Annotated in this window: 16 protein-coding genes; 8 read left to right on the forward strand and 8 right to left on the reverse strand. The window is 49.7% G+C overall.

Translation table 11 applies throughout. The features are described from left to right. Positions 1-298: 298 nt before the first annotated feature. Both PsW74_RS04405 and PsW74_RS04410 read left to right on the forward strand, forming a co-directional pair. Positions 299-2,485, forward strand: a complete 2,187-nt coding sequence (locus PsW74_RS04405) for an EAL domain-containing protein (RefSeq protein ID WP_063290094.1) — start codon at positions 299-301, stop codon at positions 2,483-2,485. Beyond that, on the forward strand, positions 2,482-5,085 hold the full coding sequence (locus PsW74_RS04410; protein WP_063290093.1) for a hybrid sensor histidine kinase/response regulator: 2,604 nt from the start codon (positions 2,482-2,484) through the stop codon (positions 5,083-5,085). The genes PsW74_RS04405 and PsW74_RS04410 overlap by 4 nt, the downstream gene beginning before the upstream one ends. Before the next feature lie 13 nt (positions 5,086-5,098). Here the strand turns inward: PsW74_RS04410 and PsW74_RS04415 are convergent, their stop codons facing one another. After that, complete coding sequence (locus PsW74_RS04415; protein WP_063290092.1) at positions 5,099-6,079, reverse strand: crotonase/enoyl-CoA hydratase family protein; 981 nt, start codon at positions 6,077-6,079, stop codon at positions 5,099-5,101. A gap of 1,291 nt (positions 6,080-7,370) precedes the next feature. Here PsW74_RS04415 and PsW74_RS04420 point away from each other — a divergent pair. Genes PsW74_RS04420 through PsW74_RS04430 form a run of 3 tightly spaced genes read left to right on the forward strand, consistent with a single transcriptional unit; the run spans position 7,371 to position 10,134 of the window. Then, positions 7,371-8,903 carry a cryptochrome/photolyase family protein gene (locus tag PsW74_RS04420; protein WP_063290091.1) on the forward strand — a complete coding sequence of 511 codons (1,533 nt, stop codon included), beginning with the start codon at positions 7,371-7,373 and terminating at the stop codon, positions 8,901-8,903. A 44-nt stretch (positions 8,904-8,947) separates the two neighbouring features. After that, on the forward strand, positions 8,948-9,700 hold the full coding sequence (locus tag PsW74_RS04425; RefSeq protein ID WP_063290090.1) for an SDR family NAD(P)-dependent oxidoreductase: 753 nt from the start codon (positions 8,948-8,950) through the stop codon (positions 9,698-9,700). Further along, positions 9,697-10,134, forward strand: coding sequence for a nuclear transport factor 2 family protein (locus PsW74_RS04430; protein WP_063290089.1), 438 nt, complete (start codon positions 9,697-9,699; stop codon positions 10,132-10,134). Before PsW74_RS04425 ends, PsW74_RS04430 begins: the two co-directional genes overlap by 4 nt. A gap of 38 nt (positions 10,135-10,172) precedes the next feature. Here the strand turns inward: PsW74_RS04430 and PsW74_RS04435 are convergent, their stop codons facing one another. The 3 genes from PsW74_RS04435 to PsW74_RS04445 are packed head-to-tail and all read right to left on the reverse strand — an operon-like array spanning position 10,173 to position 13,611. Continuing rightward, positions 10,173-11,417: a cyclopropane-fatty-acyl-phospholipid synthase family protein gene (locus PsW74_RS04435; protein ID WP_063290088.1), complete on the reverse strand. Its 1,245-nt coding sequence runs from the start codon at positions 11,415-11,417 to the stop codon at positions 10,173-10,175. Beyond that, entirely contained in the window at positions 11,414-12,274 is an 861-nt protein-coding gene (locus PsW74_RS04440) for a DUF1365 domain-containing protein (protein ID WP_063290087.1), read from the reverse strand. Before PsW74_RS04440 ends, PsW74_RS04435 begins: the two co-directional genes overlap by 4 nt. Further along, the gene (locus PsW74_RS04445) at positions 12,271-13,611 is read right to left on the reverse strand and encodes an FAD-dependent oxidoreductase (RefSeq protein WP_063290086.1); all 1,341 of its coding nucleotides are present in this window, start codon (positions 13,609-13,611) and stop codon (positions 12,271-12,273) included. Before PsW74_RS04445 ends, PsW74_RS04440 begins: the two co-directional genes overlap by 4 nt. A gap of 146 nt (positions 13,612-13,757) precedes the next feature. Here PsW74_RS04445 and PsW74_RS04450 point away from each other — a divergent pair, with 146 nt between their 5' ends. The 3 genes from PsW74_RS04450 to PsW74_RS04460 all read left to right on the forward strand — a co-directional run bounded on the left by PsW74_RS04450 (position 13,758) and on the right by PsW74_RS04460 (position 16,037). Next, positions 13,758-14,351 carry a sigma-70 family RNA polymerase sigma factor gene (locus PsW74_RS04450; protein WP_063290085.1) on the forward strand — a complete coding sequence of 198 codons (594 nt, stop codon included), beginning with the start codon at positions 13,758-13,760 and terminating at the stop codon, positions 14,349-14,351. Further along, positions 14,348-15,004, forward strand: coding sequence for a ChrR family anti-sigma-E factor (locus PsW74_RS04455; RefSeq protein WP_063290084.1), 657 nt, complete (start codon positions 14,348-14,350; stop codon positions 15,002-15,004). Before PsW74_RS04450 ends, PsW74_RS04455 begins: the two co-directional genes overlap by 4 nt. Positions 15,005-15,137: 133 nt before the next feature. Continuing rightward, a complete protein-coding gene (locus PsW74_RS04460) occupies positions 15,138-16,037 on the forward strand; it encodes an MJ1477/TM1410 family putative glycoside hydrolase (RefSeq protein WP_208987834.1) in 900 nt (299 codons plus the stop codon). Here PsW74_RS04460 and pelG read toward each other — a convergent pair. From pelG to PsW74_RS04480, 4 genes are read right to left on the reverse strand one after another with little or no spacing between them, the layout of a single operon-like run. Beyond that, positions 16,034-17,455, reverse strand: coding sequence for an exopolysaccharide Pel transporter PelG (gene pelG, locus PsW74_RS04465; RefSeq protein ID WP_063290082.1), 1,422 nt, complete (start codon positions 17,453-17,455; stop codon positions 16,034-16,036). The two genes, PsW74_RS04460 and pelG, sit on opposite strands and share 4 nt — an antisense overlap. 35 nt (positions 17,456-17,490) lie before the next feature. After that, a complete protein-coding gene (pelF, locus tag PsW74_RS04470; protein WP_063290081.1) occupies positions 17,491-19,002 on the reverse strand; it encodes a GT4 family glycosyltransferase PelF in 1,512 nt (503 codons plus the stop codon). Positions 19,003-19,015: 13 nt separating this feature from the next. After that, complete coding sequence (locus PsW74_RS04475; RefSeq protein ID WP_063290080.1) at positions 19,016-19,999, reverse strand: hypothetical protein; 984 nt, start codon at positions 19,997-19,999, stop codon at positions 19,016-19,018. Between the two features lies 1 nt (position 20,000). Then, positions 20,001-21,074, reverse strand: a complete 1,074-nt coding sequence (locus tag PsW74_RS04480; protein ID WP_063290079.1) for a hypothetical protein — start codon at positions 21,072-21,074, stop codon at positions 20,001-20,003. Between the last annotated feature and the right edge of the window lie 127 nt (positions 21,075-21,201).

Here is a 21,201-nt window from a genome sequence, read left to right on the forward strand (position 1 = left end):
AATGTTTCAGTAACTAATTGGGCAGTCCTTTGATTTACCGTAGAAATCCCTGCAAACTGCCGCTTACGTTAGCTTTATTTTGTTGATGAAGGAAACTAAAGCGTCTGTGCACTGGCAGTGGACGACTGATGTATGCCGATAGGTAAATAGAACCACAAGTTTGATACTAGGCATTTAATGATAACTATTTGGCATTTCTTAACACTGTCTCCTTAAGCGAAGATAACCATGGGGTGAATTTGTTCAACTGCTGCGGGTGTTTGTTGCCTTCGGCAGTTAGGCTCGTGGTGGTAGCTGCATGACAACAATCGTTATTGTCGATGACAGGGCAATTAATAGAAGTATTTTTGAAAAGCTTGCTCTCGCTGTAGATGCATCTGTCAAAGTGCACTGTTTTGCTTCGCCGGTTGATGCTCTCGAATATATGGAGAGCAGGGTCCCCGACTTGATTATTACCGACTACAGTATGCCGGAAATGGACGGTGCTGATCTAACGCAAAAGGTGCGCGCGCTTGAGCATTGCAGCGATGTGCCGATTGTTGTCATCACCGTGTTTACGGATCGCTCGTTTAGAATTCGTGCGCTGGAGGCGGGTGCAACTGATTTTCTGCAAAGTCCGGTTGACCACAATGAGTTTGTCAGTCGGGCCAGAAATCTGCTTGCTCTGAGAGAAGAGCAAAATGCGGTTAAACGTCATGCTCGCTTTCTTGAACAGGAACTGGTCAACGTAGAGCAACAGAGCAAAGAAGCGCTCCGAGACTCCCGTGAGCAGCTGGCGCAAGTGATCGATAGTGTTCCGGCTATGATCACGACCAGCACACGAGATGGGCTATGCGCGTTCTCGAATGCGGCTTGGGCGCGCTTTCTGGACTCGACCACGGCAGATCTTGTTGGTGAAGATACTTACGGCAAGTTTGATAAGTTTACCCGTGAGAGAAATCGTCGTTTGGACCGCAAGGTTTTCATTACGGGCAGAGCCTTGCCGCCCTATGAAATTGAACAGCGAAACCATGTTGGTGATATCTTCCATTTCATCGTTACAAAAAGCCCTCTGCTGGACGTTGATGGGAACACAACGCATGTTGTGACGACCGCGACCAATATCTCTGATCGCAAACGTGCAGAAGCGCATTTACTTCATATTGCGCACCATGATGCGTTGACGGGTTTGCCAAACAGAACCATGCTTGGCGAGCGCATTGATGAAGAGATTTTCCAATGCCGAAACAGCGGTCGTAGCTTTGCACTGCATTTTATCGACCTGGATCGCTTTAAATCAATCAATGATGCTTTGGGTCATCGTACCGGTGATCGCCTCCTGGAGGTGCTCGCAGAGCGTTTATTGCGCTGTGTAGATGGTTCGGACCTCGTTGCGCGATTGGGTGGTGACGAGTTTGCTATTCTCCAGACTGATTTGAAGAGTTCAGAAGAGGCTCTGCGCTTTGCTCAGCATTTGGTGAGTGTGGTTGAAGAACCGTTCCATATCAGTGGGCGGGAACTTCAGACGAGTGCCAGCGTTGGGATTACCAAATACCCGGAGGATGGCCTTAACAGCGAAGAGTTGCTGCGTTGCGCAGACATGGCCATGTACCAATCCAAGGCAGATGGTGGAAACACGTTCCATCTGTTTTCGACGAAGATGGATCATCACGTCAAAGAAACCGTTGCGTTGGAAGCTGAGCTGCGGAACGCTATTGAACATGATCAGCTGGAACTGTTTTACCAGCCTCAGATTGATTTGCGGACCCAGGAGATTGTCGGTGCTGAAGCTCTGCTGAGATGGAACCGACCAGACTATGGTGTGGTTGCTCCCAACGTCTTTTTGGGAACGGCTGAAGAGGTTGGGCTTATTCTGCCAATCGGCGAGTGGGTGATTTTTGCGGCTTGTCAGCAGGCGAAGAAGTGGCTCGACTTAGGGGTGGCGACGCCTCGGATTGCCGTGAACATTTCGCCGACCCAATTCCGTAAGCAGAACGTGCCACAGCTTTTGAAAGATGCTTTGGTTTCCTGCAGTTTGCCGCCTGATAAGCTTGAGATTGAGATTACAGAGAACATCGTTTTGCATGGCTCAGAAGCAACTGTCCGCGACTTGCGCGAGATCCGCGAGATGGGAATTGCGATTTCGATTGACGATTTTGGGACGGGTTATTCCTCCCTCGCATATCTGAGCAGATACTCCGTTGATTGCCTGAAAATTGATCGGTGCTTTACGCGCGATATGATGACGGACCCGAACAACACGGTCATCATCAAGGCTATTGTTGGGTTGGGCAAGAGCCTTGATCTCTCTATCATTGCAGAAGGTGTCGAGACTCGGGAACAGGCTGAATATCTCACAGATGCCGGCTGTGAAATGGCGCAGGGTTACTTGTTTGGCAAGCCTGTACCTGCTGAGGACTTTTTACGTCTCCTTGAAGAGCAAGCGGCGAACTTGCAAGGGAACGGGCAGCAACGGGTGTTGGCTGGGGCGGAGTTTGAACTATGAACGACAACAGAAAAACGAAGCTGCAGTTGCTCCCGTTGAGCGGATTAAAGGATCTTTATAAGCGTATTATCCAGTTGGGCGGCGGTGAAGGCGAAATGTCTCTGAACCGTTTCATGTTCACCTTGCTGATCACGCCTTACCTAGCTTCCAACATCACTTTTGGATCGCATGAAAACTTCCAGACCAATGTCATCATGACCACGTTTGGTGTTGGGTCTCTGGCACTGCTCGCTCATCTGCTCTACTCGCAGAACATCAGTTCGCTTCGGCGCGTTCTCGCGATTTTTCTAGATGTCGGGGCAGTCTCTGCTGGGCTGTATGTGGGAGGGGAATACCTTTCAATCCTATTTCCGATCTATCTGTGGGTGATCTTCGGTAACGGATTCCGATTTGGGCTGGATTATCTGGCATTGGCGACAATTGCCTCTGTGAGTGGGTTCGCTGTGGTGCTGACGACCCCATACTGGCAAGGTGAGTTCATTCTTGGTCTGGGTTTGCTTGGGTGTCTCGTTGTCGTGCCACTCTATGCAAGCAAGCTCATCAGATCGATGACCGCAGCACAGCATGCTGCTGAAACCGCTAATAGAGCGAAGACCCAGTTCCTCACCGCTGTCAGTCATGAGTTGCGGACACCGCTGAATGCGATCATCGGCATGGGTGACTTGATCCAGGATACGCAGTTGGATGCTGAGCAGCGGGATATGGCGAAGACCATCAAGTATTCCGGTAGCTCGCTCCTTTCCATGATCAATGGTATTCTTGACTTTAGCCGGATTGAAAGTGGTCGAATGATCGTCAGTCGGACGGTCTTTGACATGAACTCGATCCTGCGTGAAGTGACACAGATTGTGCAGGGCCAAGCGCGCGGTAAAGGGTTGATCATTTCGCGCTACGTGGACAGCAACTTACCTCCGCTCCTCGTGGGCGATGCGCGCCATATCCGCGAAGTTTTGCTGAATATTGCTGGCAATGCTGTCAAGTTTACCGAAGAAGGCTCCGTTTCCATTCGCGCAGTTTGCAAGGAAGCAGATGGTGGCGAAGTTCGATTGCAGCTGGAAGTTAAAGATACCGGTATTGGCATTTCTGAAGATGCTCAGTCGCGCATTTTTGACCGTTTCACGCAGGCTGATGACAGCATTGTGGATCGGTTTGGCGGGACAGGTCTTGGCCTTTCCATTGTGCGCGAGGTTGTCCGTGCGATGGGCGGTGAGGTGTTTGTCACAAGCCAGCCGGGGCAGGGCAGCACCTTTGTCATTGAGCTGAAAGTAGGCCGTGCCGTAAGTGACGAGACAATTCGGCTTGAAGTGGAAGATGGGGCTGTTGCTATTGTCTCCAAACGTAAGGATCTGCGGGATGTTTGCGCTGCTTCTTTGCAGGATTGTGGCATTGAGCATGAGTGTTTTGAGACAGTTGGCAGTGCCTTCAGTGCTTTGCGTCAACAAACGTCCAGTGATGGCGGCAAGATTGTTCTCTTCGTTGGTGAAGATGTTCTGGCAGCGACGTCGGATAGCCTGCACTATGCGCTGAAATCGACTGGTCACCATCACAATGTCAACCTGATTCCAGTTTACTCAGCTGCCTCGGAAAAAGAGTGCGAAGACGTTTTCCAGCCAAGTATTGTTTCTTCGATCAAAGTTCCGGTTTCCACGCAAGCGGTTGCCTGGGCTCTAAGGGCCGCAGGTGCGGAAGATGCGAAATCTGGCATGGAGCTTAAGGAAGAGCTACAGGCTTACTTCAGTCGCTATATTGGGCTGAACATTCTTGTTGCTGAAGACAACAAGACCAACCAGCGTGTTATTGAAAAAATCCTGCAAAAAGGCGGTCATACCTGCAAACTCGTCAGCAATGGCGAGCTGGCCCTGGATGAGTTGGAAGACAACTCTTACGATCTGGCGATCATGGATATCAATATGCCGGTGCTGAACGGTATTGAAACCATCAAGTTGCATCGTATTACAGAACTTGGACCGGATCGCCTTCCGATCATAGCGCTCACAGCAGATGCAAGTCGCGCGGCTGCGCGAAATGCGCAGGAAGCTGGGGCTGATGCATGTGCCACCAAACCGATCGAGCCGCAAAAGCTTCTGACATTGGTTGATGATGTGATTGCAGAAAGTGGCGTTTACGAAAACATCACCCGCAAGAAGATTGCTAATAGTCAGGTAACGTCAATTTCTGAGCATCCTCGGTTTTCCTCTGAAGTTTCCTCTGGGATCGACTATGCAAGCCTGTCACAACTGAGAACACTTGGTGGTCTGGATTTCGTTATTGCTGTGATTGAAGATTATCTGAAAGACACCACACAGCTGCATCGCGATATTAAAGATGCATTTGAAGCTCGGGATGCAGAGCTATTTCGGGCAAGTGCGCATGCACTTCGTTCTGCTTCAGTCAACCTTGGGGCGACGGAAGTTGCGAAACTGAGTGATGACATGGAGAACTTGCCTGCGCCGCAAATGCCGATCCTGGGTGAAGACATGCTGCGTAAGCTGTCAGGCAAGATAAAGCGTGATTATGAAAACCTGACCAGGTATCTACAGCAGCTCAAGCAGGAAGGAAGTAATCCTATCAACCGCTTGAGCACACTGGATTTTTCTTAGAGCCAGTACAACTCTAGAAAGCTTGTTTACGTACAGATGGAGCACCGAGACGATCCTGAGCTTTTGTCAGGCGCTCCATCTTTTTCAAGTCCTGGTCGGACAAAGACAGAGCGGCGTCGACCCAAATCTCGACGACGTCAATCAGTTCTTCATAAGCAACAGGCTGAACGGTACGGCCTGCGCGGTAAATGGCAGAGTGAGCGGTGTGCTTGCGTGCGTTCTTGGTGATGTACTGCTGAACCGCAAACGGTGCTTGACCTTCTTCAACAACTTCATGAACAATTCCCATTTCATGAAGTTCTTCAGCTGAGTAGAGGCGTCCACTCATAAGCATTTTTTCTGCAACACGGCCATCGACCATGCGTGACAGGAAGCTGTAAGCACCCATGCCTGGGAAAAGATTGAACAGAACCTCCGGCAGGCCGAATTTGGCTTGGCGTTCTGCGATGATCACATCGCAAGAGAGTGCAGTTTCGAATCCACCACCTAATGCATCACCCTGGATCATGCCGATCGTGACGATTGGCAGGTTTGAAGAGATTGCGTTGCGGTAAACAACGTCAATGCAATCAACGGCATACTTGTGAAGCTTCTCACGGTCTTTTTCGCGGATAAGCTGGATGAACAGGTTAAGATCACCGCCAAGATTGTAAACGCCTGGAATACGAGAGGCGACGACCTTGAAGTTGATCGGGCACGGATCTGCTGGCTGATAAGTCTCAAAAAGACGCTTCATCACGGCCTGTGACTGTGCGAGTTCGCTCAGCAACTCAGGTGTAAAGCAAGGACGTCCTTCGCTTTTCATATAAAGCCAGAGAGCTTTTGTTGTTTCGTCGAATTCCAGATCAACCCAATTCAACTGAACAGACGCAAATTGCTGTGCAATTGAAACAGCGGCGACATCCACAACTGGATGCGTGCCAGACTTTAAGGATGGCTTTGTTGTTCCAATTAAGGAAGGAAAGTTGGATCTATGCCCCGTTAGATCAGACATCTCAGCCCCTACAAAATTTGCCTATGCGTTACAGTGGTTTTGGCACACCCCAGATCAGTCTATTTTTTGCTTTCGACTGTATTATGTGCAATCAAACATGGTAAATAATATATTAATACCAATATGTATGTCGAGCAAAAAAGTTATTGCACTGCATGAGTGAAGTAGTTACCCAGCGTCATTGTGACTAAAATTTTAGCTTTATTGTTAACCATGAATATTAACTGTTGGACTCTCAAAGCTTATAGATATGATTACTTAAGAGTTGGAGTGGAGGTTCCCAATAGGTAATATGAAACTAAGCTGAGGCTTGTAGTAAACAATTCAGTTATAAGTGGAAATGGATCGCACCTATACAAGCAAAAATAATCATCAGTTTTAGATCTCTCAAATTGTTACTTAAATCAAAGTATAATATTTAAAATATTAGTAATTCATACATCGCGAAAACTAACCAAAATTCGTTTGTTGCTTGATTAGCGAGTTAGTCAGGCAATTTCATCTGATTGAGAGAGCGTATTTTATCACGTAACCTTAACCTGTAAGATCGCTATTTGGACTTTACGAGAAACTCTAGGATCATATAAAAATCAATAAATACAACGATTTATGAGTTATTTTTGGGCAACCTTCAGGAATGCTCTCGTTGAGTATTGCTATCGCGCTTTGCAGTTGCAATTTTCGGGTTTAACTCGTCTTCCTAAGGTGTTCTGCCTAAAAAAACGGCACTTATACGCTTGATGAACTTTTACCATCATAAGCGTCGATTTTTTTGTACAAAACGTGGAAAACTGCTGAATTGCGCTGATTTTGAGGTGTTAGACAGCAAATCACTCGTCTGGATTAACGTAAAAAATGGTCGTTTTGAGAGCAACAAAGAGCGGACTTGAGCGTCATTGCTGTGATGGTTTGAGCTTCTCCTACCAACTTTGCGATGTCGATGAGATATGTGTTTGCGACAGTTTGCGTTCATCGGTCAGAAGCGGTGAGCGCTTTTGTAAAAGCTGCGTTGAAATGTGAAAAACACGCTCTCTTTCATCCACTCGCGCGTCTTACTGTCTAGTCACATTGAGCGACGCATTTGCTGCAGTATGGACATGGTCGAGCTATGGCACCAATGCTTCGTGCTGAGTGAAATGAGTGATCTTATCCTGAATGCTTGACTGAGCTTGTGAGTGGAGACAAGGGGCCTCAGGTGGAGGCTTGGCTTAATTGTTGGGTATAGCTTCGTTGTTGCTTGTGCTCTACCTTTTGGGGAGTTTGATGGGCTGCCTTGAGGGGAGAACTGCAGATGCGTTTGCGCCTGGTGCTTGGGGATCAGTTGAGTTTGTCTCTTTCCAGCCTGCGCGATGCCAAGCCGGGTGAAGATGTCATTGTGATGGCCGAGGTGCGTGAGGAAGCGACTTATGTTCGTCATCACAAGAAGAAGATTGCGTTTCTGTTTTCGGCAATGCGTCACTTTGCGGAGGAGTTGAGGTCTCGGGGGCATCGGGTTGTTTATGTAAATTATGATTGCGCTGAAAATACTGGTCGCTTGTTTGGCGAAGTTCTTCGATTAATCAAGAACGAGATTGTTTCTGAAGTCATTGTGACAAAGCCCGGTGAATATCGCCTGTTGGATGAGATGGAGAGCTGGCAGGAGCGGTTGGGTGTGCCGGTAGAGCTGCGTGACGATGACCGCTTTCTCTGCTCTGCTGAAGGTTTTCAAAAGTGGGCGTCCGGGCGCAAGAGCTTACGGCTGGAGTACTTTTATCGAGAGATGCGACGTGATCATGCCATCTTGATGGAGGGTGACAAACCTCTGGGCGGACAGTGGAATTATGATCATGACAACCGCAAGAGCGCACCAAAGGAGTTGGATGTTCCAGCTCCTTTTTCTGTAGAGCCAGACGAAATCACAGAGGAAGTTCTGGCGCTTGTTGCGGAGCAGTTTCCTGAGCACTTTGGTGACTTGCAGCCGTTTTCTCTTGCGGTGACGCGTGAGGATGCGCTTAAGGCGCTGGATCAGTTTGTTGCTGAGCGTCTCGGCAGGTTTGGTGATTATCAGGATGCAATGGTTCAGGGCGAACCCTGGATGTTTCATAGTCACATCAGCTTCTACCTCAATTGCGGATTGCTGCTTCCTCTTGAGTGTGTTCGTGCGGCGGAGCGAGCGTATTTTGACGGGACTGCAGCGTTGAACTCTGTTGAGGGTTTCATCCGCCAGATTGTGGGGTGGCGAGAGTTCATTCGTGGGATCTATTGGCTTTCCATGCCTGACTACGCAGGACTAAATTATTTTGAGGCCTCTCGCGATCTACCTGAGTTTTACTGGACCGGTGAGACGCAGATGAATTGTCTTCACCAGTGTATTGTGGAGACAAAAGCGAATGCTTACGCGCATCACATTCAGCGGCTGATGGTGATCGGGAATTTCTCGTTGCTTGCCGGGCTTGCTCCCAAACAAGTGAGTGAATGGTATCTCGCAGTTTATGCAGATGCTTATGAGTGGGTGGAGTTGCCCAATGTGAATGGAATGATCCTGTTTGCGGATGGTGGGTTGTTTGCTTCAAAGCCATATGCAGGCAGTGGTGCTTACATCAACAGAATGTCGAACTACTGTGAGCATTGCTCTTATTCTCACGCAACGAAGACGGGTGAGAAAGCCTGTCCCTTCAACTACCTTTATTGGAATTTTCTGGATCAGAATGAAGAGAAACTCCGAGGCAATCCCAGAGTCTCGATGATCTACCGCAGCTGGGACAAGATGAGTGACAGCAAGAAGAACGAGATCAGAAGTGATAGCCGCCGTTTTCTTGCGCTGTTGGATGGGACGCAAGCGTGATCTGAAAGTTACCTCGCTGCGTAAGAGCAAATAGAGAGGGCGTTATGGCAGAACATGAGAAGCTGGTTTGGATTATTGGAGCGAGTTCCGGCATTGGAGCAAGCCTTGCCCAGTTGTATGCGCGTTCTGGATGGCAGGTTGCTGTCAGTGCGCGAAATGAGCAGAAGCTTCAGGCTGTTGCTCAGGATGCCAGCAGTGTTGACGTGATGCCGCTTGATGTGACCGATGCAGTGCAAGTCTCTGAGGCTTTGGAGCGTTTTCAGCAGACCAGCAAACTGCCTGACCTTACGGTGTATTGCTCAGGCGTGTACTTTCCGGGTGGCATAGATGTGCTGAGTGAAGAGCATTCTGTGGCTTCCATGGATACGAATTACTTTGGTGCTGTACGTGTGATTGCGGGGCTCTTTCCGTTGCTGAAACAGCAAGGTGCAGGGCACATCGCGATCGTCAGTTCTTTAAGCGGGTATTGCGGTCTTCCCAACGCTGCCTGTTATGGACCAACCAAAGCGGCGCTGATCAACCTGTGTGAAAGTTTGAAATCTGACTTTGACAAGGCTGGGATTGACCTGTCGCTTGTAAATCCGGGCTTCGTAAAGACCCCCATGACTGACAAGAACACCTTTGAGATGCCGTTTCTTCTGGGACCAGAGCAGGCTGCCAATGATATCTATAGGGGACTTGAGAAGCGCAAGTTTGAGATTTACTTTCCATTCCGCCTTGCCGCTATCATGAAGATCCTGCGCTTGTTGCCATACGCTCTCTACTTTCCGGTTACGAGAAGGATGAGTAAACGATGACTGAGAGAGCTGATCTGGAGGCTGCTGCAAAGCTGTATGCGCTTTTCTTTGAAGAGGTTACGCCGGACCGTATCGAAGACGTTCATGAATTCATCAGTGATGATGTGCACTTCATTGATCCGTTTAATGATGTGAAAGGGCGTGCTAACTTCGAAAAGGTCTTTCACAAGATGTATGAGGATGTTCAGGAGCCACGGTTCAAGATACTCGATTTGGCCTGGTCTGGTGATCTGTGTTTCATGCGTTGGGATTTTACCTGCAAGCAAAAACTGCTTGGCAACTGGGGCGTGCGGGGGGTGACTGAGGTGCACTTTGACAAGAATGCCAAAGTTTGTGCGCACTATGATTATTGGGATGCTTCACGCCATTTCTATCGCAAGCTGCCGGTTATTGGTGCGATGATCAGGTGGATTGCTTCGCGTGCTGCGATCTAAAAGATTGGTTGGGCCTGTCTGGCCCAACTTCACCTTCGTCAAATTGGTTTTTTGATCTGAAACAGGCCAACATTGATGGTTCCCTCAGCAAAGCCAGCCTCACAATATGCCAGATAGTAATGCCACATCCGCTTGAAGCGGTTGTCGTAGCCCAGCTTGGCAATTTCTGGCCAGCTCTGGAAGAACGACTTTCTCCAGCGTATGAGTGTCTGCTCGTAGTCTGCACCAAAGAACTCACGTGTCACGAGTTGCAGTTTTTGTTGCTCAATCTGCCTTGCAAGTTCCTTCGCTGAGGGGAGCAAACCTCCCGGGAAGATGTAGCGCTGAATGAAATCAACGTTCTTGCGGTAACTATGGAACTTTTCGTCAGAGATGAGAATTGCCTGAATGACAGCAGTGCCACCGGGTTTCAGGCGAGACTTGAGCTTTTCAAAATAACCGGCCCAGTTCTCTTCACCCACCGCTTCGATCATCTCGATTGAGACAATGGCGTCGTACTGGCCTTGCGTTTCGCGATAGTCGCGCAGTTCGAAGGATGCACTTCCGTCAGTTTCTTGGGATTGAAGGCGGGATTGGGCAAATCTGAGCTGCTCCTGCGAGAGTGTGATGCCGTGCACATCACGTCCGGCAGTGCAGGCATGTTCAGCAAAGCCACCCCAACCGCAGCCAATCTCCAGAATTTGTTGGTCTGGTTGTGTATCGGTCATCTGCAAGACACGATCGTACTTTCTACGCTGGGCGTCTTCGAGTGTTTCGTGCTGTTTTAGCTTGTAGGCAGATGAGTAGGTCATCGTCTCATCGAGCCAGTGGCTGTAAAAGTCATTTCCAAGATCGTAGTGGAACGCGATGTTGCGCTTGCTACCGTTTAATGTGTTTGCATTTGCCAAATGGCGCAGGCGGGCGAAAGCGCGTGAGAGGATGCCGCGCTTGGTGACAGATTGCATGATGTGTTTGTTGGCCACCAGCAAATCGAACAGAGACCTCAGGTCGCTACATTGCCAGTCTTCTTCCAGATACCCTTCGGCCAATGCGAGAGAGTTACCGGAAAGAAGACGCCATAAAAGGCGAGTGCTTAAAATCTTGACGGTTACGACCGGGCCTTTCCCAGACGGGTTGCCATAGGAAAGCATTTGATCATTGGGAAGAATGACCCATAAATGACCTTCGGAGAGACGGCGGAGCATACGGTCCAGCAATGTCTTCCAGAGTTTTGAAGAGAGGTTAAGCTCTGTCACTTTTGTGCCGGTCAACGGACTGAGGGAGGAGTGATCTCTGAGTGTCATGGGTGTCTCCCTGAGTTTATTTTGGTCTTTTTGAGTGCTGGAGTTTGCTTGTGCATACTCGTTACGATGGATGCTGGCGGTGCTGGTCGCTTGTGAAAGCGGGCGCCTTTGATCCAGAGTTTGAGGGCTTCGAAATGAATGAGGCCCAGGATTTTTGCCGAATTCTGGAAGTACCGAAGGCCGATCTTGAGGAGACGCGTTGTTGTCGCTGCTTTTTGCTTTCCCTGAAAACTGGCGGTCAATACAGGAGCGTTGCCCTGTGTCAGCCGAATGATGAGTGAAACATGGTCTGTTGGCGGGCGCGCCACAAAATGATAATGGCCGGAGACTTCCAGAAACGGTGAAACATGGAAGTTCTTTGGGCAGGAGTGTCGGTAGGCCTGTTGAATGCCTTGATGTTCAGATGGCGTTATTTCAACGGCATAATGGTGCATGTCGCCAAAGGTGTTTCGAACCTGATAGAGAATGGCTTCCAATCTGTTTTTCGAATAGCAGTAGAACACACTGATTGGATTGAAGGCTCTTCCTAAAAATCTAGGGTAGGCGAGGAGCCGTATCTGTTCGGGAATGGCAGTGATGTCCGCTTGTTTCAACACATCCTCTACATAATCGCGCAGGGATGAATGACCTTCTTCCATGTGGTCTGATGGATGGAAGCTGAATAGGTTGAACCGGTCGACGGACAGTAAGTGCGATATCTGGTTCACGTCCTGTAATCGGTCGATGTCGATTGAAAAGGAAACGGCTTTATAGCTGAGCTTGTGTTCGATCTGATCATGACGGCAGTGCACTACATCGCCCAGGTAGATCCTGAGCGGTGCATTTGAGGCTTCCTGCTGTCGTCCTGTCAGGATCATTCCGCAGCCTCCTGATAGCTTCCGTGGGGCCAGGCTTCAGGCAGGCCGATACGTCCGTTGGGATTATCGCATGTCCATGGGCGTTGGACGTTACCAAGCGCCTCAGCGACGGCCAAGCCAGACTGCAACCCATCCTCATGGAAGCCATAGCCCAGGTAAGCGCCGCAGAACCAAGTGCGCCGTTCCCCCTGAATTTGCCAAAGTTGCCTTTGAGCGGACAGTGCAGTTTGATCGAATACCGGATGGGAATATTGGAAGGTGCGCAGTACGGAGCCTTCAGTTGGTTGATGGCTCGGGTTGAGGGTGACAAACACATCCTCAGAGGTGTTCAGTCTTTGAAGGGCATTCATCCAATACGTCACGCACGGAGCGTTGTTTCCCATTTTATTGCCAATAAAGTTCCATGCGGACCAGGTTGTTTTGCGTTTCGGCATAAGGGAAATGTCGCGATGCAGGATGGCGATGTTTCGCTGATACCGGATCGATCCGAGGATCTGACGTTCTGCCCGAGAGGCATTGCCTTCAGCATTGAGCAGGGCAAATGCTTGATCTGAGTGACACGCAAACACGATATGATCGTAGGAGGATGCGTGACCGCTTCTTGAGTAAACCGTGATCGATCCGGGTTTGCGCTGGATATCTGAAATGCCGGCATTCAAAATGACTTTGCCGGAAATCTCTGAGGCGAGTTTCTGAACATAGTTGCAAGACCCGCCAGAAACTGTGCGCCATTGCGGTCTGTCGCGTACTTGCAAAAGGCCATGATTGTTGCAAAAGCCGATGAACGTGCGGAATGGAAACTGCAGCAATTGTTGTGGAGGCATAGACCAAATGGCAGCGCCCATGGGAAGCAGATGCTCATTGATGAAGTTGGCTGAATAGTTGTTTCGAGTGAGATAACTGCCCAGTGTTGCTGACTGGAGTTTTGGATCTTCGGCGTCCTGAGGTGCGTCCTTATAAAAGCGGAGCGTTTCCGATACCATGCGCAGGAAGCTGGGGCGGAAGAGGTTTGATTTTTGAGCGAACAGGCCTTTCAGACCTGAGCCGGAATATTCGCGGGCGCCTTGTTCAAGCGAAACTGCGAAGGACATTTCGGTTGGGTCTGTTTGAATATCCAGATGATTGAAGAGTGCAGTTAGGTTGGGATAGGTTCTTTCGTTATAGACGATGAAACCGGTGTCTACAGCGACGTCTTGATCAGCGACTTTTACGTGCTGTGTGTTGGCGTGGCCGCCGAGACGATCATCTTTCTCGTAGATATCTACATCATGACTTTTAGAGAGAAGCCAGGCTGCGGAAAGACCGGAAATTCCACTCCCAATAATTGCAATTTTCATAGCTCACATCCAATCCAAAGTTTCTCTTTTTAGGAGCGTTGATTGGAAATGGATCACCTTAGGCAGGAAAAAGTGATCCAATTGACAAACTGTTTGGTAAAAAGACTATGTGACACAACCCGGCGGTTTGCAGAGTGATGGTTACGATGCAGCTTCAAAATAATGATGGCGAGAGCGAGAACAGCCTGACCTCTGCAGATTTGAGCGCTTTGCTCCAGTCTCTTGGGCGGGAGCGGTCTCGTCAAATTTTTCGCCAGCTCTTTGAGTTCTTTGCTCCTCGGCTCAAGACCTACTTTCTCAAAGGAGGAGCAACCTCTGAGCTGTCAGAGGAACTGGTTCAGGAAACCTTTGTGATTGTATGGCGAAAGGCTGAGATGTTTGATAGCCGGAAGGCTTCAGCGTCGACCTGGATTTACACGATCGCTCGTAACCTCCGCATTGATCGTTTTCGTAAAGAGCGGCGGTATCTTTACAAAGATGATCAGTTTTTTGCCAATGCGCTGGTTGGAGAAGAGACGCAGTTTGATGACCATCACCAATCACAACTCAGCGAACGGGTGAAGAAGGTTCTTCCCCTGTTGCCAGCAGAGCAATCGACCATCATCAAACTGGCGTTTTATGAAGATGCCAGTCATTCAAAAATCGCTCAGTACCTGGAATTGCCGCTTGGGACTGTTAAATCCCGGATGAGATTGGCACTTGGGCGTTTACGGAAACTTTTGGAAGGGGTGGACCTATGATCAACCATCACCTCAGCGACGAAATCGTATGGGCCTATGCAACCGGGTCTTTGCCTGCAGGGCATGCCTTGCTCGTCTCCTGTCATCTGGAGCTTTGCCAAGGATGTAAGGCTCGCTTAGCTGAAGCGGAAGCCCTTGCAGGCGCGATGCTTCAAACCACCGAACAGCAAAAGCCTTCTGACGACATGTTCGACCTTCTGATGGCTCGGGTTGAGAACGAGCCAACACTTTCGGCGGGTGCCTATCTGGCTGAACCCAAGCCTGAGAAGGGCGTGCCATCGGCGCTGTGGGATGTGCTGGGGCATGGATATAGCGGTATCAAATGGAAGATGGTTGGTCCAGGGATCCGGCAGTTCATTTTGCCGATTAAATCGAGCGAAGGCGAAAGTGCACGTTTGTTGAAACTGTCTCCGGGGTTTGTCACGCCTGAGCATTCACACCACGGATCAGAAATGACACTGGTGCTGCAAGGATCGTTCAGTGATGAGACCGGACGTTATAAGATCGGCGATGTTCAGGAAGCAGACGAACATGTGCATCACCAGCCCATTGCAGATACAGAAGAAGACTGCATCTGCCTTGCTGTGACCGACGCACCACTCGACTTCAAAGGCTTCTTTCCCAAGCTTCTGCAGCCACTCTTCCGGATTTGATCCGACGTTGTGGCTGGAGCTGCTTCGGGTTGTTTTCTGGCGTGCTGACCTGAGAAATTTTCATAAGAAAGAATAGGCATAGCGTTGTGTTTTGTCTGGGCATATGGTGTGGGGCCTGTTGCATGGAGCGCCGATGTTTTACCTCAGGTTTGTCCTCGCTTTTGTTGCTTTTTCTCCTGCTTTGTTCCTTTTGAGTTGCTCCAATGACAAGGTGGAAGAGATGCAAGCGCCGTTGAATGATGTGTCGCGGTGGGGCGTTCAGCTGCAGGATATCGAGATCAAGAAAATTCATAGGTCAGATCTCGATCTTGTGGTGATTGATTACTCCAAAGACGGCACTGCACGGGGTCGGTTTTCCAGTTATGAAATTGCCAAGGCCAAGGAAAAGCCAGATGGTTCCAGACGTCGTGTGCTTGCTTATCTCAGCATAGGTGAAGCAGAGGATTATCGGGATTACTGGAAAGATACCTGGCAGGAGACCCCTCCTGAATGGCTGGGTGATGAAAATCCCAATTGGCCCGGTAATTACACCGTCAAATTCTGGCAACCAGAATGGCAAGGCCTCATCATGGCCTATCTCAAGCACATCATTTCTGCTGGTTATGATGGTGTGTATCTGGATGGTGTTGATGTTTTCCAGCGGTATGATGAGGGGGATCAAGCGCAGGCTAGAATGGTGAAGTTTGTCGGGAAAATCTCCAGACTGGCGAAAGCGCAGGAGCCCGGCTTCATTATTGTCGCCCAAAACGGGGAAGAGCTGCTGCGGTTTCCAGAATACCGCGATGAGATTGACGGGATCAGCAAGGAAGATTTGCTTTTTGGCGCCTATCAAGATGGAGCCCGTAATAGCCCTCAACTGATTGACTGGAGTTGGGGCTTTCTGGCTGAAGCGCAAAGGGATGGTCTGTCAGTCTTCGTAATCGAGTACCTGGAGGATGGAGACAAGCGCAGGCGCGCGCGCAAGGAACTGGATGAGTTGGGCGTGATTTCTCTCTTTACCCGTAGGCCGTTGGATACGCTGGTCGCCTTCTAACGAAGAGCTTCATACCAGATGTTGGGCCTCAGGGAGAGACGCGCCTGAAAGAAGATGTGCTGGTCCAGCTTTTTAAAGGCATTTTGCAGTGTCGCCACAGCCAGGAAACTTGCTGTCAGGCAGGCGACGAAGTAGCCGAAGCCAAGATATTCCCGAGGAAGAAACAAGGTTGCGTAGGTACAACTGGCGTTGAGCAATAAAAACGCGAGCTGCAACAGCATGTTTTCCATGTTTTTATTGATGAAAATGAGTGTTGTAGAGGCTGCGAAAAACAAGAATTGAAAGAGTACACTGATTGCTGCAATTCGGATTACCGCAGCTTGTCGGTATTCGAAGTTCAGAGATTCGACCACCATTGGAGAGAACAGGACAAGCAGCGCGCAGAGTGCTAGCTGGATTAGTGTGATGCGCCCCAATGTATAGATCGCTTCTGTCTTCAGGTTTTCTGATTTCTCGCGGATCTCAACGAGAGTGCCATGTCCCGTGATCGTTTGGATGTAGGATCTGAAGTTTCGAAAAAAGTTGGTTTCGGCCTCAATCAAAAACAGCGCCAAAGGTGGGATAAGCAGTAGCTGGGCTATGAATATTGAGCTGTCATAGGCGGGTGCATGCCGCAGGCCGCTGGGCAGAAGTTGGCCCTCTGCACTTTGCCAGATGATGACTTTGTCGACCCATAGTGCGCTGATGTTGAATATTGCGGCCAATGCAAGGGGCCAATAGCGCTTCATGGCACCTGCAACATATGTCAGCGTTGTTGTGAAAGCGTAGTGCGACGCGGGGAATGTGAAGAGGACTTCTGTTGAAAGCCAGATAAAACACAACAGGAAACCCAGGCTGAAGGCGCCAAGTAAATGAAACTCGCTGGGACTATGTGCTGTGCTGTAGATGATGAGTGCAACTGTGAGAAGTAAGCCTGTTGCAAAGGATAGGCTGACGCTTCTGTAATTTTGCAGGCTTGAGCTGAAGCCGAGGGCAATCCAGAGCAGGCTGGCGATCACGCAGGAAACGATGATGCTTATCACGTCATGAAGCGGAACATTCAGGAGCATTATCAGGATTGGTGCACTGACAATTGTTGTCAGCAGGGCGCAGACATATAGCGCGCCCAGATAGATTTGCGAAATGAGATGGAATTTTCTGAAATAAATGGCGTCTGATGCCATCCTTATGGCGATGATCAAGACGGGAGCGCTTGTGAGAAGCGAAAGGCCGAGGATGTAAATCAGTTTTGTTCTGAAGCCGGTGAGTAGTGGTAAGCCCAGTTGCTGTTCTGTGAGAAGTGAGATGAACAGGACACACAAAATGAACATGAGCCAAGGGCCTGCGATGACCATGCTTGCATGGAAGACAGCCCGTACATGAGACGACAAATCACCTTTGTGAGTTAGACGTTGCAGCTCAAAGCCGATGCCTGCCATTCAAAGTCTCCGATACCGTGATGTGATCTTTGGTTTTATGCAAAAAGGTGTTTTGCTTTTGGGCGCTGTCTCTCGAAGTTCCGCTCATACAAACCCTTGTAGGATTTGAGTGCTTGATGCTCGTTGTAGTCACGTTCTATGCGTTGTCGCAGCTGCACTCCGTATTGCTGGCGAAGCTCATCATCCCTTAGCAGTTTGGCCATGGCTTGTGCTGTTGCGGATGGGGACACGAGCTCTGTGATGATGCCGCCAGACCCGAGTGGATGGGGATCATCTGCGCGTCCTTCCAAGACCTCTCTGCATGAGCCAACATCAGTTGCGACACAGGGAATTCCGGCGGCTCCAGCTTCGAGAAGAACGAGGGGTTGGGCTTCGCTCAAACTGGTGAGTGCGACGAGATCAATGGAGGGCAGGTACTCAGCGATGTTGACCGGACCTGTGAATGTGATTGTCTCTTCCAGACCCAGCTGCACTGCGAGCTTATGACATTCCTCGAAGTAGGTGGGTTCTTCGTCTGTTGGCCCCAGGATGAGTGCATTCACATCAGGAAGCTCATTTTTCAGCAAGCCGACGGCATGAATGAAGCTTTTGACGTCCTTGATTGCGACCACGCGCCCAATGAGCGCCACTGTTGGCTTGTGGTTGTCGTGCTGGGCTTGTGCAGACTTGAATTTGTCGAGGTTGATGCCGTTGGGAATGACTTGCATTTTGCTTTGGCAGGCTCCCTGAGACAGCTGCATCAACTGGTTGTCTTTGTAAAGCGTGGTGATATCCGAACAGCTGTTGTAGCAGCATCTGGCAAATGCTTCGAAGGCCGAGATCCAGAGGTCGCGCAGGTCAAGGCGAGGATCATCCAGCGAGAAACCTTTATTGATGCTGTCTTCAATCCAGTCTGCGAGCAGGATCTCTATGCGGCGTTCGTTGGTGTAGATGCCGTGCTCGGTGATGATTGCCGGTGCTTGTGTGCTCAAGGCTGCTCTTGCTGCGAACAGGCCTGCGTATCCCGTTGAAATGGTGTGGTAGGCCCTGGCTTGCGGGATGGGAGCTTTTAGGACTGCGAACAGGCCGCCGAACAATGTGTACCAAGCCCAGAAAAAGTGATGGAATGAGGTTTCCGGCAGAATCTCCTCGTACATCTGGCAGATGACGTTCCAGGTGAGATCAGAGTGGGTCAGCTGGTTTATGGACCATGGGCGGGTGGTGGAGTTCACGAGACGATCAAGATCGTATAAGCGCGCTTTGCTGCCGTTTTTCAGGAAGGCGCGGAGCTCTCTTGAGATGCCTTGTGTGCTGGAGGTGCCGTAATCTGGTACGGGCTCGGGATCATGGATATCGAAAAGAGCAAGCTCCTGATAGTGCTTCACATTTGGTGGTAACTTGTATTTGGGTGTTCCATTTTGTGAGCTGGCGAGAACTGCGACGACAGAGAAGGTGAGGTCTGGCAGGCCTGAGATAAGCCAATTGATCCAAGAGGATACGCCTCCGGCAACATAAGGGTAGCAGCCCTCAACGATCATGCAGACGTCTGTTGTTGACGAAGAACGCATACCACTCACCCTCTCAGTTGACCAAGGCCTGTTCGTGCGCAGGCTGAACCGTTCTTCGTTCAAGCCTGTTCTTTATGCGCTGGTTCATCGCGCAGGCTTCCAGATCTTTGACGCGAGTTAATTGCTTCAGGCATAGCTGTGCCTCTTTGAGAGCTTCTTTTTGAATGAGGCGGTCTGCCCGCAAGAGGGTCAGGGCTTTTTCGGCTTCGGGGCGTGCATCTGTTTTCAGGAACTTGCGTAGCGTGGATGTCACTTGCTCTCGCTGGGATGTGTCGATGAGTTGAGAGAGGGCTGCGGCCTGTAATCGTGTGATTGCCTCACGTCGTTGCTCTATTGACGCTTCTGAGGGGAGAGTGATCATCTCCGAGATATCGTTTTGAAAGCGTTGCTTGAGTTTGGTGTAAACAGCGGCTGCCTGAACGCGGATCTCAGGCTTGTCGTTTTTGAGTGCGGCCTGAAGGAACTCCAGCAACTCGGGCTTGTATTTGAGCGTTATGATGGACAGAGCTCTTTTGATGTCCTGAGTGTTTCCTGAGGCAAAGATTTTCTGGAATGGCTTCGGCGAGCCATTTGTCATGTCCAATGACCGGTTGCTTATGATCTTGCTGAATATGTTGGCTTGTTTGGTTGGCGTATCTTCAAGAGCAAGTGTTGCGTGCCATTTGGCAAGCCGGGCCGATTGTCTTCTGCCATCCAATTGCATCAGGATAGAAGCTAACAATCCTCCCAATGGGCCAAACAGTGCGAAGAGCAAGATGCCATAATCAAAAAGCGCAAAGCCAGTGCTGTGGATGTTTGTCATAAGCAAAAGGCAGAGCACGACTGCCAGACAATGAAACGCAGCAGCAAGCCCAATTACCTCAGAGTTTTGGATGATCTGCGAGAAGAACCAAGCTTCGATAAGTGTTGCGGTCACGATGATAACCGGCAGCAAGATTATTGAGAGGCTGAAAGGTTGCTTGGTGGTTGGCGCATCGGGCAACGTATCCTGAACCATCCTAGATCACCGAGTTGTCGAACCTGTTGCTCGTTTGGGGAGCGTTGACCGAATAGAAGGCGACGAGGTTATCTGGCATTGGGGCTGCGTTGTGGCTAAGGAGGTTGTTTGAGAGTGCGCTGCTGATGGCTTCTAACAGCACAGTGGAGTCTTCTTCGAGCAGGTGCGCTTCCAACTGATGGAAAATGATTGCTCCTTGCAGTGCTTCACCGTCCGTTCGCAGGCTGTTTGAACCTGGAGTTCCAAATAGAAACGCAAGGCTCCCACTGGGCGTGCGAGACCTGAACACTCTTTTATCACCAGCCAGAGAAGTTAGCTCGGTCGTATCCGGATGGTTGATCAGCCATGCTTGTTCTTGCTGCTCACGCGAAGGTTTCAGCTCAGATGATGCCGTGGTGTTGGAATGGAGGAGACCAAGGCGCTTATTTGAGCACTTGAAGAGGCTATATCTGGTCGTGCCGATCAGGTTGGCAAGAAGAGTGTCCAGCTGTTTGCTGTTGTTTTGAAGATCCAGCGTACTCAGCTTGTCGATTGCCTTGCACACACTGACCGGGCTTGTGGTTTCCATCGAAGCTATACGGCTTTGCAGGTTCTCGGCTTCAAGCGTGAGCGTGGTGCAGTAATCAGAGATTGTGTCTCGTTGTCCGAGGGCATGGGCCAACTGGCTTTGGAGTTTTTGGTTTTTGCGCAGCAGTGATGTCCTGAATTCTCCGAGTACAATGGCTGTCAGGAGCCAGAGTGTTGGTTGCAAGCCTGTGTTTGTGAAGTACTCAAAGAAACCCTGTCCGCCCATGGTTTGTGGCGGGATGTGCCAAAGAGTGATCGCCAGCGCTACCAGAACGGCGAGGATTCCGGAACGGGTTCCAAGAATAGAGCTGGCAATAATGATCGGGATCCACAACGGGCTTGGCGAAATGCTCCAGAGTGGGATTTCAGGATACATCGCAGACACTACAGGGAAGGGGAAGAACAGCAGGACGACCTCCAAAGCGTGGTAGCGCTTTTCCGGTGTGCGTTTCGCTTTCTTCTTTTTATGATGTTCAGTGGTACTTGAAAAATACTGATCCGAATACATCGCGAATAAATAGTCCTATTGTCAAAATCATCAGTATAGATTGTGTTTTAAATCTTCATTCGTGGCCGGGAATATTTACTTGCTGTTTTATTTATATTCAACTCTATGGAAAGTTAGGGTATTAAGT

The sequence above is a fragment of the Pseudovibrio sp. W74 genome, assembly GCF_001623085.1.
Lineage (GTDB): Bacteria > Pseudomonadota > Alphaproteobacteria > Rhizobiales > Stappiaceae > Pseudovibrio.